Source organism: Streptomyces sp. CA-135486, assembly GCF_050936555.1.
GTDB lineage: Bacteria > Actinomycetota > Actinomycetes > Streptomycetales > Streptomycetaceae > Streptomyces.
Genome location: NZ_JBNJMM010000002.1, coordinates 4,055,373 through 4,068,500, shown reverse-complemented (window position 1 = coordinate 4,068,500; position 13,128 = coordinate 4,055,373). Strand labels below are relative to the sequence as shown.

The following is a 13,128-nucleotide window of genomic DNA, read 5'->3' as shown; positions in this document are numbered from 1 at the left end:
CCAAGCCTCCGGGAGAACTCGCTCCAGCCTGGATAGGCGGATGTTTCAATGGCGAAGTGGTCCGCCTGGACCGTCACCGTCCATTCCCTGTCCAGCGATTGCATCTGCCACCCCCCCGCGGCAGGCACGCTGGATGCGGCGGCGCCGGTCTGGCTATCGCCCGCAGTCGGGTAGGAGAGCTGGTGTTCTTCGAGGCAGGTACGCCAGTCGAGCGCCCTGTCGATCTTGAGCGCCACGGCACCGTCGCAGGCTGCAATCCTGCTTTCGTGCCGAATCTGACACACAACCAGCCCGACCGGCGGGCGAGCTAGATGCACTTCTCCAGGGGGGACGGCGAGCCAGTGCGTCATGCTGCACCCCGTTTCCAAAGGCCCGCTGTCTCCTGGTCCGTGGTCCAGACTTTCACGAACTTTCACTCCCGACTGTCTCGCGAGGCGGCCCGGCTGTCAATACAGAACAGGCATTTTGGTGACAATGAGTACTTGAGTGACTACCCGGTGCTGAGCTTGCGATGCGGTGAGCCCAGCACGGTCAGCCGACGGAATCCGTTGACGCATAGCTGCTCGAGGTCCTCGAAACGCGGTCCCAGGATGCTCAGGCCCTGCGTCTCCGCGCCCTCGCGAAGGTCGTTCACGGCGAGCTGCCACCACTCCCGGGCCGGCTCACTCATCTGACCGGACGACAGCAGGACGATCTCCACCCACTCAGGATCCAGCCGACTAGCGAGCCTCACCGCCCACTCCTCGGCCTCTTCGTCGATCAGGGCGAAAAGGGGCTTGTCGCCCTTGCGCAGCTTTTCCAGGGCCTCATGCAGAGGGCGCTGAACCAGGTCGATGAACCGGCGCCCCATGGCAGGCCTTTCGCGCTGCCAGGCAAGGGCACGCCCGAACCGGTTCCGCTCGTCCTCGCTCACCAGGGCCTCAATCCGCTCCTGCCGGGCCAGCCAGGATTTTTCTACTGGCTGGTCGTACCGCAGGTCCGCAACCCACAGATCGCCTTCGTCTTTCGCCAGCGCCGGCAGGTGGAAAAAGTAGCCCACTTTGTTCGCCCGCACATTGCCCTTGCTGTCACCGGGCATGTCGGCCATGTTGACCACCGGAGCCACCTGCACGAACGGCCTGTTGGGATTTTTCACGTCCGGCTCCGCGACATCGCAGGTCGCCGTTGTGATGATCGCCAGCGGAGGCGAGAGCTCCTCCGGAACAATCATGACCATGTCGTCCGTGTGCACCGTCGCATATTGCACCGAGACCGCGTTCACCGGGGCCCCCGGCGCCCCGTAGAAGACAAACTCAGGAGCCTGCACCACATCGCCCTGCAGAAACTTCTCCAGCTCGTGTAATACACCGTGCGGCCACGCATCCCGCTCCGGCACACCATCGACGAAACTGCCCATAGTGCCCCCGCCCCGTTCCTCGACTCACGCCCACAAGTCGCCCTTGCTAGCCCGAACACCCCGCCTATGCCCCTTAGTTACCCAAGGGACACAGTCCGTCACCCTAGGGGATGAGGCGCTTGCGCACGTCCAATACGCAACAACCGTCAGAAACCCTCCACGTAGCCGCGGGCATGCCCTGCCTTGCCGAAACGGCAACCTTGCCGCTGAAAGGCCTAAGCCCACGGCGCGGTACAGCGAGAAGCGGGGCGCTGTCACGAACGGATGATCCGATAAAGACAGGTTGACGGCGCGGTGTCAGCCTGAAGGAGAACGCGGACGCATGCTCACGGCGACAGGGCCCGACGGCGCTCTTTCAGGTAGCACGCGCTACCGCCACGCCGGAGCGTACACACGTGCGATGACCGCCGCATTGTTCACCGCCACGCCATGGGTGTTCGCGCGACAACCAAGACGCCACTGCGGCCCCTGCCCTCAAGCGCCGACTTTTCACGGTAGAACGAGATGCAGGACACTGAAATACTCCGTCGGAGTGAGGCGGTGAAACCTTCCTCCAGGCATGCCGTGCCAGATCCAATCGTGCGTCCTGCCCGACTCGACGAGGGTGCGCCTGGCCAGGCCGCCATGGCGCGGGCCAGTTCGTCGTAGGTTCAGCCGCGTTCGCTCCTCAGGCGCGCCAGCTCCAGACGCAGTCGGCCCCATCCCGGCGGAGCACAGCAACCGATCGCGCGCGATGCGGCCGTCGTCGCCGACGAGGACGAAGAGAGTCGGCTCGTCGCTGTCCTGGTCCGGCCGGCGGACTGACCACCAGTGCGCGCACGTTGGTGCGGCACAGCACCGCGTCGGGGTCCTTGACGGGGGCGAGGGTGGTGGAGGTCACCTCGATGTCGGTCAGGCGGATCGGGGCGTCGGCGATCGTCAGCCAGCGGTTGGCCTCTGCGGCGAGCCGGGCCGGAGCGGAAGGTGACAAGACAAGGCGCGGCATCTGGACCGAGCCTCGTCCACGCGCGTGGTTACGCCCTGCCGAGGGAGCTCTGTTGTCGCAGACCGTGGGAAGCCTGGTGGACTCGCTCAGCGGCAGCCGCCCAAGTAGCACCCGTCCGCCGCGTCCGCGTCGGCCAGCAGGCCAGACGACGCGCCCTGCGTGCCAGGAAAGTTGTCTGCCCGCCATCCGTGTGTGATCGGCTGGGCGCTCGTTGTGCCAGGTGATGGGCACAGCTGGTGGGCTTACTCCTGCACATTGGATCCACATGGTCGGAGCGGTTCGCTACGAGGCAGGGGAAACCGTGTACGGATGCAGCGAGGACACGGCTAGGACACTTCACCAGCGGTCGGCGGACAGGGTGCGGGTCAGGGCCGCAGACATGTTCGTGGAGGTACAACGAGCGGATGGGAAAGCGACAGCACTATGCGGGGTGGCCGGCGGTCTGTTGGCTTTTGACGCGGCGGCGCTGTCGGCTCTGTCTGAAGCAGCATGGGTGCTGGCGGCGGCCCTGGCGTTTGCATCCGGCCTTCTTGGCTTGGCTGTCGGTGCTGCTCTGTTGGCCATCCGTCCCGTGCTGCCGAAGGACAGTGCGCTAACAGGGCTGGAAGGCATTTGCTCTGACGGCGCTATCGAGGACGTTGTTGCAGCCCTTAAGGCCATGAGCCTTGAGGATCAACTGCGCGTGGAAGCACTCCGGTTGTCGATGTTGGCCATTCTTGCCCGCAGGAAGTTCCGGGCGATCAAAGTGGCCGTGGATTGTACAGTGGCTGCCCTCCTGATGGCCGGAATTGGGTTATTGATCACCTTCATCACCTCCTGAGAGCATCATGTATGTGACGGCCGCCACATCTCGGGGGGGGGGATATGTATCAGCCACACATCACGGTTATCGGCCAGCAATTGTGGTCACGGCTGTGCGATCTCGCGCCCGTGCGGGTACGCCCGGCCAGGAGCATGCTCCTGCGGCAGGGAGACCCTGGCACCCACGTGATCCTGCTGGCCTCTGGATCCACTCTCGTGACGTTGACGGGACCTAACGGAGAACGCACGTTGCTGGCCGTGCGCGGAGCCGGCGAGTTACTGGGCGAGTTAGCTGTCCTGGACGCGCAACCGCGTACGTCTTCCGTCATTGCGGCTGAGACCTGCCGCGTGCACATCATTCCGGCTGCTGGCTTCCTCGCATTCGTAGAGCAGCACGATCTTTTGGCCCCGCTACTGCGTCATGCGATCGCCCGCGTCCGCGAGGCAGACGCAGTACGGCTCGAGCTCGCCACAGCCCCGGTCCCAACGCGCCTGGCCGCGGCTCTGGGCCGCCTCGTCAGCGCGGCCTCCACGGCGGCCTCCGAGCTTTCCGTGCGGCTGACGCAGGCAGAGCTCTCCCAGATGATCGGTGCGTCCCGAAACGCTGTCGGAGCAGCCATCAAACCGTGGCGCGAGCAGGGCTGGATCGCCACGGAAGCAGGTGGCGGCCTCCTCATCCGTGACATCGCCTCCATTCAGGCGCACGCGCACAGCAAGACGTGACGGACCGCACCGAGTTGGTGCCCAGTACTGGGCACCACCTTCATCCCGGCCCGGTCAGCATGGTGCACCCACCTCGACTGCAGTGGCTGAAAGGCCGGTGACTCCATGGGCTCCTCCGTCCCACCTGATGCTTTCGATGTGCCGCCGGAGCACGCGCTCCTGGTCGTCGACATGAAGGGCTACAGCCAGATTCCCGAGGCGAGGATGGCCCCGGTGCGTTCGGATCTGGACGACATCCTGGCCACCGTGTTCGCCCAGAGCGGGCTGGAAGACGCCCAGGCGCAGGACGGCGCATACAAGGACACGGGCGACGGGGCCATCTTCGTGCTGCCGGCCAGGCACACAGCGCGGCTGATCGACCCGCTGCTCGAGCACCTGAACGCTGCCCTCATCCGCTACGACCAGATGCGCTTGGCCAGCGCACCGGCGATCCGGCTGCGGGCAAGCGTGCACGTGGGTCCACTGTCGCTATCCGACCACCGTGGTGATGCCATCAACGAGGCGTGCCGGCTGATCGACAGTCAGGCAGCACGCCAGGCCATGTCCGCCGCGCTTGAGCACGGTGCCTTCCTGGCAGCCGTCATCTCCGAGACCGCGTTTCGCCGTACGGTGCGCGCGGGTCGCACACCAAGCCTTGAGGAGCGCCAGTTCCTGGAGGCTACCGCTCGTGTGGAAGGCAAGCCGGGCTTCGAGGAAGCGTGCAGGCTCCTCGTTCCCCAGGTGGCGCCGGAGGTGCTCAGCCCCTACATCGCGGCCGTGACCACCGCCCGGCCGCCGTCTGGAGCGGCCCCGAACCAGGTGCCTGGAGCGCCGGTGTCCGCAGTACCGGCGCCCGGAAGCTCCGCTCCCCTGTTCCAGTTCAACGCGCCGATGAACGACACCACGGTCATCGGCACGGCCGAGACCATCCGCATCGACCAGCGCCGCCGCTGATCCACGCCGCGCACGCGGCTGTTTCCAACGCGCGAAAGCAGGCAACACTCCATGTCTGAAAACGACTTCACCCCCCATCAGGCTGAGCCCGATGGGGAGCCGCCTGGCAGTGGTGCAGCGCAGAAAAGCGGCGGGGGCTGGTCCCTGTCGCGGTGGCGGCGGGGAGACCTGGACCGCGCCGACGACGTCCGCGACGACTGGCCGCAAGGCGACATTTCATCGCCGCACGGGGAGGAGAGCGAACCGGCCGCTGAAGGGCTCTCCGTCCCCGGTGTCCTGACGCCCGGAGGCAATAGCACCTTCACGGTGAATGGGAACCCGGACGTCGTCGCAGCGTACGTTAAAAACCTGATCTTGGAGACGCGGAAACGCGACGTTCTCGAAGGAGTGGAGTTCGACCGCCGGGGGATCACGGAGCAGCCGCTGGTACGCGAGGGGCAGTGGGTCGACGCCTGGGAGCAGGCCATCCATCCGGACACTGCACGGCTCCGGCAACGTGTACTGATCGTTGTGGCGCCGCGCTCTTTCGGGTCGACCACCTTTGCTCTCCATCTCCTGGCACGTCACACCGATAGCCGGGCCACGCTGGTGAAGCTGGATGCCGACTGGAATACCCCCAGCAGGGGGCGGCTGCCGCTGGAGGAGTTCCGCGCATTCCAGCTCGACCTCAAGGACGCGGTAACCGACCGGCTCTCGGCCGACTTCCTCGACGCGCTCACCAAGCACTCCGAGGATCTCGAAGCCTGCAACTCCTACCTCGTTCTCACCGTGGCCAAAGAGCTCTGGGACGACCACTACCTCACGGCCCGCATCGGAATCCACGTCGTCCATCTCAACCAACCGCCTCCTGCCCAGCCTGTGATGGAAGCCCATCTGCGCTCCAGCGGATATCCGGGCCTCGTGCCCTACGTGCAGTCTCTCGACACGACCAAGGTCTCCCTTCACGATCTCGACGCAGTGGAAGCTGTGCGGGCAGCCGGCACGATTGTCATGGCGTGGCAGGAGCACGAGCGTCTTCACCGATCGTCCCTGCCCGTCATGGACCCGCTGTCGGCCTCTGCCGAGATTGATACCGCTCTCGAGGGTCGGGTAACGGCGGCTCTGTCCGACTGGAGAGATAAGCTCGACATCCTGTTCGGGGAGATGGTCACCTCTCATGGGGGGAGGGACACGTCGCTCCCTCTTGAGGACCGCTGCCTTCTGCTGGCGCTCGCTGTGCGGCAGTCGGCGCCAATGCCGAAAGTGGCCGCCACCGCACGCAGCCTGCAAGACACCATCGGCACGACAGACTTGGGCAAGGGCGTCTTCGCCTCCCCTGCCCAGGCAGTCTTCGCCGGCCGCGGACTGCGTCGCCGCATCATGGATGTCGGCGCCGCGGTCGACTCGCATGACGCTGTGACATTCGACCAGCCCGGCTACGGCCGGGCCATCCTGGCGTATGTCTGGGACAACTACGAGGTCATGCGTAGACCCCTGCTCGAATGGCTTGTGCAGGTCGGTGACAGCCCCAACGCAACGGACCCCGCAGTCAACGCACTGGCCACCCTCACGCTGCGACACGGTTCTTCCGACTATCTCAACAACCTCGGAAGCGTCGCCCGGAACGACAAGTCCGAACTGTTGAGTGCCGTCATGGTGCTTGCCGTGCGGGACGAACACGTCGGCCGCCTCACGTGGGGCACGCTCTACCGGTGGGCCGGGCAACAGGAATACGGAACTGCGGTGGTCTCAACCTGCCGCCGTGTCCTGCGCGATCCCGCCGTCACCCCATCCACAGCCAAGATGGCCATGGTCCGGCTGCGTCGCGTCGCCCACGCGACCGGTGACGACACGATACGCAGCGAGGTTCTCGAAGCCTTCAGGGACCTGGCAAAACAGCCCACCGGTACTGGCCGGCTGGTCGCCGAAGTACAGACCTGGCAGCAGTCGAAGACGTCGGGCAAGGCAGGCGGCCTGGCCTTCCTCGCATTGATGTCGGTGAATCACGACGGCATGCCCTGGCTCATGTCGGACACGGCGCCGGACATCGACGTCGAGCGCGCTCTGCAAGCCCTCCTCAGCGACATCACCACCGCGTCGGAGATCATTCCCTGTCTGACCGAGTGGGTCCGTACATCCGCCGCCGACCCCACCGCTTACGTGCGTGTCCGCGACGGACTCATCCCGCCCTTGCGCGGACAGAAGATGTTCAAGGCTGGCATGAAGCTCATGCAGGCACTCTCTGATCTGCCCACCATCCACGGCGTCAACGTGGCGGAGGACTTTTACGACCATCTCGTGGACAAGCGCGTGCACAAGGTGTTCTCCCTCGAAGGAGACACTGCATGAGGTGGCCCTGGCAGCGCGCAGCGCGCGCCACTGCCTGCCCCCACCCCCGATTGCTGCCCAGCGCCACGACCGGCGTCCCGTTCGAGGCCACCTTCACCATCCTGTGGCGCCCCACTATCAGGACACGGCAGAACCTCGAGGAGCTTGTCCGCTGCGACACCCTCAAAAGCGCCGCCGAGATTGCCCTCCGTCTTGAGGCCACCGATCTCCTCGCCGCCCAGGACGCCATCAACGCCGCACTGGGCGCACCAGATCGAGTCCACACCCCGCACTATCGGCGCCTGGCCGCGCACGTGGCACTCCGGTTGTCGCCTGAATCCCGGGAAAGCATCGCCCAGCAGCGAGCGGATACGGACCGCGTAAGGCGCCTTCGCTTCCTCAAAACCCAACTGTACGAACACCCTGACCTCGTCGTGCTGGACCGGCTTGAGCAGCAACCCGGATCCATCGACCCTCGGCAGGTAGCTGACTGGCAGCGCCTTGCGCGGTCCATCAAAGCCTGCGAGCGCTGGTGGTACCCCCTGCTCGACCAGTGGGAACGGCTCGGCCAGGGATTCAGCGACGTCGAAAAGCAAAACCAGGCCATGCTCGCGTTGCTCGATTCGCTCAAGTCACTCAACGGCGGCTCGATTCCCGAGTCCAGCGGCCCCTAGCTACCAGCCACAGCATCTCCAGGGCACATATGAAGACCTCAAAAGGAATGCGATGAAGCTGACGCTATGGAGAGTCCTGCTCGCCCCCGTCACCAGTCTGCGGGCGCTTCGATTACAGCGAAGAAACAGCAGCGGCATTTCCTACGACGCCGCCTGGCGACAAGCACGCATGCTTCGAGCGCCGGACGAGATGGTGTACCGACTCCACGGCCACCACGCCAACACCACCCAGGAAGTACAGCATGACCCCCAAAGTCCAACTCAGCACTAGTCAAGTTAGGCCGTCCAGGACGACAGAGGCGCTTCAGAGTTGTGCTCACCGTCGTGACCCGTCAAGCGTGCTTGGAAGACGTGTTCACTCGTCTTTGACTGCCTGATCTATCTGATCAAGGTCAAACCCGGTGGCGCGTCGTAGGTCCGCGGCCTGGAGCTGGGCGTCTTTGACATCTACCCCCTGAAGATTGGCCACGTACAGCGCCTCGCACGCCTCGCGGAGCGCGACCGCAGAGGCCGTCAGGCTCTCGGAGGGTCAAGCCGCTCCTGGCTGAGGGGCGTTAGGGATGCACCTCTCGGGATGGTTGTGAATCCAGGACAGACCGCCGAGGTCGAGGCGCGTACGGGTACGTGTGACGGCGACGTAGGCGAGGCGTGCTTCGCTGTCGTCGATCGGGCCGGGAATTGGGCGGCCGTTCGCGTCCTGCTGGTCAATGTCCTTGGGCGGGGTGAAGTCGTCGGCAATTCTGACGGTCTCCCATTCACGGCCTTTGGCGCGGTGGGCGGTGGAGACGGTGAGGTCTGCATGGGCCTCGGGGGTGAGTTGGTCGACGGCGGCGAGGATGGCAGCCGGGCCGTGCTGGTCGATGAGGTCGACGAATGGCTTCAGGTCACGTCCGGCGGGGTCGTGTTCGGCGTAGTCCTGCAGTTCGCCCCAGGGGGGAAGAGGAGGAGCTCCGGGTGCCCGGTGCGGCGGCCTTCCTTGAGGTCGCGGGCGGCGGTTGCCAGGGAGCGCAGGCTCTCCCCTCCCCCGGCCAGCCCGACGCGATAGCCGGCGCCGAGGTGTGCCATCACTTCGGTCATGGCTCCGATGTTGGTCCGGCACAGCACCGCATCGGGACGATCAACCGGCGCGAGTTCGGTGGGGATAGCGGTGGTGCCGGTCAGGCGGATCGGCGCGTTCGCGATCGTCAGCCACCGGTTGGCTTCGGTGGCGAGGCGGGGGCCGAAGCGGAAGGACTGCGACAGGGACAGGGCGTGGCCGTCGAAGCCGGTCATGATGTCGCGGGCGCCGCGCCAGCCGTAGATGGCCTGGGCGGAGTCGCCGACCATCACGAGCTGGGCGTGGGTGCGTTGGGCGGTGAAGACCTGTTCGAGGACGGGGTTGGTGTCCTGGGCTTCGTCGAGGAGGAGGAAGTCGGCGTCGATCTTCGGGTCCGACAGGGCCCAGATTTTCAGGTAGTGATCGTGGTCGAAGCGGACCACGCCGTCGTCGGGGCGCTGGAGGTCGGCCCATGCTTTCTGTGCGAACGGCAGTACCACATGGGCGAGTTCGGCGTGCAGGTCTTTGTCGTCGAGGCCGCGCAGGCGCGGGACGTGGCCTGGGGCGATGGTTCGGTCGGCGGAGTGGCAGTAGCGGGTCACCGTGCGCAGCACCGCGTGGGACAGGGCCTTGTGCGTCACCTCGCGTTCGCCGATGCGAACGGACTTGGTGATGCCCAGGGCCGTGCCGGTCTTCCAGCCCGCTTGGCGGGGGCCGTTGAGGCGGCTGGCATAGCGGTGGCCGATCGCCGCGAAGGCGAGGGCGTGAGCCGTCTTGCAGGCCACGGTGGCGGGGAAGCGGGCGGCGGCATCTTGGGCGATGGCCTTGTTGAAGGCGATGTAGCGGCCGCGGCGCCGGGTGGAGGAGGCCAGCAGGATCAGCGTGCTGGTCTTGCCCGTTCCGGCGCCTGCCTGCAGGGACAGGTGATCTTCGGCGCGGAAGACGTCGGCGGCTGCGGTCTGTTCATCGGTCGGATTCAGCACTGTCGCATTCCAGAGAGGGTGAGGGCGCGGCCGACGGCCGCCAGGAGATGGTCTGGGGTGGTGTGGGCCAGCAGGGCCTGCAGGGTGTGGTCGAGGCGCTCGGCTTCCTGACGGGCGTGGCGGGCCAGGGCACGGTGGATGGTCTGCTGGAGGAAGACGCGGGGTGATTGGCCCATCTGTTCGGCGGCGCGGCGGATGAAGGCGTCGGCGGTGGGGCTGAAGGCAGTGCTGAGAAGGACGTGTCCGTCGGGGGCCGGGTAGTGGGTGGCAAGGACGTCGAGGGGCAGCAGCTCCTTGAGGCGGTGGTGGGCGCGGCTCAGGGCCCGGTCGGGATTCTTCGCCTTCGCCACGGTCATCAGGCGGGTGCGATCAGAGCTGGCGGCGAGCGGCATGATGCGGGCGGCACGGGCGAGTTCGGCTTGGGTGGCGGGCCGGGTCAGGGTGATCTGCGCAGGCTGGCCTGCCCGCCGATGACGCGGGCTGGTGGCAGACGGAGGCTGCTCGGCCAGCCGAGAGAGCCTTAAGCAGCCAGGTGCCCTGGCTGAGGGCTGTCCTCATGCCGGCTCCTGGCGGCGGTGCTTGACGGGTACGGGGAGGCGGGCGTGGATGTGCTGGTGGTGGAGCAGCGGGTCGAAGACCTCCCAGTCCGCGAGTGCCAGGTCCGCAGCTGCGGGGGCGGCGGCGTGCGCTGGGCAGCGTTGGGTGCGCCAGCGCAGCTGCTCCGCGTAGGGCAGGTGGGTGAGGTCGTAGACGGCCATGTCGGCGGCGGGCAGGGCCAGCTGACCGCGGGCGGCGATGGCGGGCATGAGAGTCCAGATGCCCGTCGGCATGTCCGGGGCGAGGACGGGGTGGGGGCAGCGGTGACGCGGTCGGGTCTGGGCGACGCACCGGATGTCATCGACGGGGCGGGCGGCGAGGTAGCGGCCGTAGAGGATCTGCAGCACGGGCCGGGCCGGCCGGCACACCGATACTTCTGCCGCTGGCGGGTTACTGAGTGGCGCCGGGGTGAGGGCGCCGGTGTCGAGCAGGCGGCGGGTGCGCACCGCGAGACGGCGGCGTAGTTCGGCCAGTTGCGGCGTCAACGGGTCGGTGGGCTGGCGTGCGGGGCACAGGACGGGATGCGGGATACGGCACCACCGGCTGCCGTCGCCCGCGGCGTGCGCGATGCCGGAGTCGACGTGCCACCGGCAGGAGACCGGGACTACCGCCGCGGCGAGTTCCTGCGGGTGCAGGCCGACGGGTCGCCCATGGGTGCCGGTGTACCAGTCGATGCGGTGGCCGCAGTCACGGCAGCGTTGAGGCTGGGCGGTGCGCAGGAGCCGGCTGGGACTGTCGGCGGCAACGCGCAGCGCCCGCAGGCGTCGAGGAGCGGCGGGGCTGCCGTCCCAGCGGCGGCCGGACGGGGCAGGGAGAGAGCACATGGCCGCGAAGGTGGCAGGCAACGCGCCGCAGGCACGGCGCCCGGGCCGCCAATGTCCTGCGATCGGCCCAATCGGCTGGAACAGATGCGCGACCGTCGCAGGCATGTGCGATGCCGGTGACCGGATCAGGTGAACTGTCCCGGCGGTTGCGCCGGGCTAGTCGGCGGCTTCGGCGGGCGGCGTGTGACCGTCGCAGAGGGTGGCGAAGAGGTGGTCGACGGGCACGTTCAGGGCGTGGGCGAGGGCGTGCCAGGTCTTGAGGGATCCGATCGTACGGCCCTGCTCGATTTCGATGAGGGTGCGTCTGGCCAGGCCGCTGCGGCGGGCCAGTTCGTCGTAGGTCCAGCCGCGCTCGCTCCTCAGGCGCGCCAGCTCCAAACGCAGCGCGGTGAGGTTCGGGTCGGGCGGGAAGATCGTCACTCCACTATCCGACGGTGCAGACACCTGCCCTGTCAGTGCAGACCTCTGCCCTATTTCCGCAGGTGACCGCCCCAGCAGCAGGGCAGAGGTCTGCACTACGGTGCGGTCATCACCCCGCTCCCCCTCCGAGGCGAACGGGAAGCGGAGCGGCCCCGCGCCGACGACAGGAGGAACGCCCGCCCCATGAGGCTGTGCACCATCCACCCACCGGTGCCCCGAACCTGGACCGTCGAACTGCGCCCCCAGCAAGGCGGCCCGGTCCTCTACTGCCCGCACTGCCCACCGGGCGGGCAGGCCCTACAGGCGACTTCGGCGCGTCCTGCCGCCCTGGCACACCTGGCCCGGCACGCCCGCCGGGACGTTCTCCCCGCCCACCTGCGCACCTGTCAGTGCCACGAGCGGGGCTGCCGCTGGCACCCCCGCCACCGCGGCTGCACCGGACCGATCCTGCTGGTGCTCATGCGTGAATGCGGCGGCCGCATCTGGCGGCTGGCCGATGCCTGTGCCGCGTGCGCCGGCGCCACCAGCGATGCTGCCATCGTCCCCGACACGGTGCTCGCGTCCGCAGCGCAGTCGCCGGAGGCCTCTCCCCGTGTAGGACGGTCCCGGCTGCGGAGGCGATCCGGCGGGCCATCCGAGCAGGTCCGGGTGCGCGAGATGCTCTCGTATCTCGCCGCTTGTCTGCCCGCCGGCGTCAGTGCGCAGTCTCGCCTGTTGGCCTTGCAGTGCTCGCTGCGCACTGATGCATCGGGCCGTGTTCAGCTCCCAGCCGGCCTTCTACGAGGAATGAGACTGGGCGGCAGCCTCGCGCCGTGGCACGAGCTGGAGAACGCCCATTGGCTGCGACTGCAGCCCGCAACGGGGCCCGGCCGCGGCAGCGTCGCGGCGCAGCTTCTGGATGACCTCCGCACTGCCCCCACTCGTCGCGATCGCGCGCGCGCCGCTGACTGGGCTCTGCGGGTGTCCTGTACGAAGCGTCTGCGGCTCCGCGGCGCCTACGGACGCCTGGGCGCACTTGCCGTCGCCGCCCACACCCCCGCCGGAACCGCACACGGGACTGCGGAGAACAGCCAGTTGAGCCGCGCATGCGGCCTGCCAGTGCACGAACTGGCCAACCTGCTCGATCTCCTGGGCGAGGTCGGATTCGTCACGTCCTGGAAGTTCGAACCGGACTCAGAGGATCTGACGTGGATTCTTCACCCGCCCGCAGCCGCACCATAAAGCACGAGCGCCCACCCTGAAGGGGTGGGGCACAAGGCTCTGGGCCGCCGGTCAGCACATCTTGTAGTCGACCTCGGTCGAGTTGTACGAGCAGACGTCGACCTTGCTGCCCGTTGACTTCTTCAGCGTCGCCGTGTCCTTGTCGTTGTTCCACACGTAGGCGGCCCGCCCCTGATAGCGGTTCGTCGTCGTGTTCGTCCCTTGCCGGTGCGCACCGCCACCGCCTTG

12 protein-coding genes and 1 pseudogene are annotated in these 13,128 nt (G+C 67.2%); 6 read left to right on the top strand and 7 right to left on the bottom strand.

Annotation, left to right across the window (positions count from 1 at the left end):
- The 3 genes from ACQEVG_RS38170 to ACQEVG_RS38160 all read right to left on the bottom strand — a co-directional run.
- Positions 1 to 350: TIGR04255 family protein (locus ACQEVG_RS38170; protein ID WP_432992731.1), on the bottom strand; the 350-nt coding region annotated here is incomplete at its 3' end.
- 140 nt (positions 351 to 490) lie between these two features.
- Complete coding sequence (locus ACQEVG_RS38165; protein WP_432984859.1) at positions 491 to 1,396, bottom strand: hypothetical protein; 906 nt, start codon at positions 1,394 to 1,396, stop codon at positions 491 to 493.
- A gap of 667 nt (positions 1,397 to 2,063) precedes the next feature.
- Positions 2,064 to 2,381, bottom strand: a complete 318-nt coding sequence (locus ACQEVG_RS38160; protein ID WP_432985513.1) for a hypothetical protein — start codon at positions 2,379 to 2,381, stop codon at positions 2,064 to 2,066.
- Positions 2,382 to 2,760: 379 nt separating this feature from the next.
- On the opposite strand from ACQEVG_RS38160, the gene ACQEVG_RS38155 reads away from it, so the two are divergent.
- From ACQEVG_RS38155 to ACQEVG_RS38135, 5 genes are all read left to right on the top strand, one after another.
- Complete coding sequence (locus ACQEVG_RS38155; protein WP_432984857.1) at positions 2,761 to 3,201, top strand: Pycsar system effector family protein; 441 nt, start codon at positions 2,761 to 2,763, stop codon at positions 3,199 to 3,201.
- A 44-nt stretch (positions 3,202 to 3,245) separates the two neighbouring features.
- Positions 3,246 to 3,905 carry a Crp/Fnr family transcriptional regulator gene (locus ACQEVG_RS38150; RefSeq protein ID WP_432984855.1) on the top strand — a complete coding sequence of 220 codons (660 nt, stop codon included), beginning with the start codon at positions 3,246 to 3,248 and terminating at the stop codon, positions 3,903 to 3,905.
- A 105-nt stretch (positions 3,906 to 4,010) separates the two neighbouring features.
- Positions 4,011 to 4,838 (top strand): hypothetical protein, encoded by an 828-nt coding sequence (locus tag ACQEVG_RS38145; protein ID WP_432984853.1) that lies wholly within the window; start codon positions 4,011 to 4,013, stop codon positions 4,836 to 4,838.
- Between the two features lie 51 nt (positions 4,839 to 4,889).
- Positions 4,890 to 7,166, top strand: a complete 2,277-nt coding sequence (locus ACQEVG_RS38140) for a hypothetical protein (RefSeq protein ID WP_432984852.1) — start codon at positions 4,890 to 4,892, stop codon at positions 7,164 to 7,166.
- Positions 7,163 to 7,819, top strand: coding sequence for a hypothetical protein (locus ACQEVG_RS38135; RefSeq protein ID WP_432984850.1), 657 nt, complete (start codon positions 7,163 to 7,165; stop codon positions 7,817 to 7,819). The genes ACQEVG_RS38140 and ACQEVG_RS38135 overlap by 4 nt, the downstream gene beginning before the upstream one ends.
- A 529-nt stretch (positions 7,820 to 8,348) precedes the next feature.
- Here the strand turns inward: ACQEVG_RS38135 and ACQEVG_RS38130 are convergent.
- The 4 genes and pseudogenes from ACQEVG_RS38130 to ACQEVG_RS38115 form a co-directional block, all read right to left on the bottom strand.
- Positions 8,349 to 9,835, bottom strand: a pseudogene (locus ACQEVG_RS38130) (UvrD-helicase domain-containing protein).
- Positions 9,832 to 10,230 (bottom strand): hypothetical protein, encoded by a 399-nt coding sequence (locus ACQEVG_RS38125; RefSeq protein WP_432984847.1) that lies wholly within the window; start codon positions 10,228 to 10,230, stop codon positions 9,832 to 9,834. The pseudogene ACQEVG_RS38130 and the gene ACQEVG_RS38125 overlap by 4 nt, the downstream one beginning before the upstream one ends.
- Positions 10,231 to 10,392: 162 nt before the next feature.
- Positions 10,393 to 11,259 carry a DUF6083 domain-containing protein gene (locus ACQEVG_RS38120; RefSeq protein WP_432984844.1) on the bottom strand — a complete coding sequence of 289 codons (867 nt, stop codon included), beginning with the start codon at positions 11,257 to 11,259 and terminating at the stop codon, positions 10,393 to 10,395.
- 156 nt (positions 11,260 to 11,415) lie between these two features.
- Positions 11,416 to 11,679, bottom strand: coding sequence for a helix-turn-helix transcriptional regulator (locus ACQEVG_RS38115; RefSeq protein ID WP_356226749.1), 264 nt, complete (start codon positions 11,677 to 11,679; stop codon positions 11,416 to 11,418).
- A gap of 786 nt (positions 11,680 to 12,465) precedes the next feature.
- On the opposite strand from ACQEVG_RS38115, the gene ACQEVG_RS38110 reads away from it, so the two are divergent.
- Positions 12,466 to 12,900: a hypothetical protein gene (locus ACQEVG_RS38110; RefSeq protein ID WP_432984840.1), complete on the top strand. Its 435-nt coding sequence runs from the start codon at positions 12,466 to 12,468 to the stop codon at positions 12,898 to 12,900.
- The last annotated feature ends 228 nt before the right edge of the window (positions 12,901 to 13,128 follow it).

What these genes read in the sequence shown, in the direction of transcription:
- ACQEVG_RS38160 (WP_432985513.1), bottom strand. Translation starts at nt 2,381, where the DNA reads ATGCCGCGCCTTGTCTTGTCACCTTCCGCTCCGGCCCGGCTCGCCGCA.
- ACQEVG_RS38125 (WP_432984847.1), bottom strand. Translation starts at nt 10,230, where the DNA reads ATGCCGCTCGCCGCCAGCTCTGATCGCACCCGCCTGATGACCGTGGCG.
- ACQEVG_RS38165 (WP_432984859.1), bottom strand. Translation starts at nt 1,396, where the DNA reads ATGGGCAGTTTCGTCGATGGTGTGCCGGAGCGGGATGCGTGGCCGCAC.
- ACQEVG_RS38110 (WP_432984840.1), top strand. Translation starts at nt 12,466, where the DNA reads ATGAGACTGGGCGGCAGCCTCGCGCCGTGGCACGAGCTGGAGAACGCC.
- ACQEVG_RS38150 (WP_432984855.1), top strand. Translation starts at nt 3,246, where the DNA reads ATGTATCAGCCACACATCACGGTTATCGGCCAGCAATTGTGGTCACGG.
- ACQEVG_RS38135 (WP_432984850.1), top strand. Translation starts at nt 7,163, where the DNA reads ATGAGGTGGCCCTGGCAGCGCGCAGCGCGCGCCACTGCCTGCCCCCAC.
- ACQEVG_RS38120 (WP_432984844.1), bottom strand. Translation starts at nt 11,259, where the DNA reads ATGTGCTCTCTCCCTGCCCCGTCCGGCCGCCGCTGGGACGGCAGCCCC.
- ACQEVG_RS38145 (WP_432984853.1), top strand. Translation starts at nt 4,011, where the DNA reads ATGGGCTCCTCCGTCCCACCTGATGCTTTCGATGTGCCGCCGGAGCAC.
- ACQEVG_RS38140 (WP_432984852.1), top strand. Translation starts at nt 4,890, where the DNA reads ATGTCTGAAAACGACTTCACCCCCCATCAGGCTGAGCCCGATGGGGAG.
- ACQEVG_RS38155 (WP_432984857.1), top strand. Translation starts at nt 2,761, where the DNA reads ATGTTCGTGGAGGTACAACGAGCGGATGGGAAAGCGACAGCACTATGC.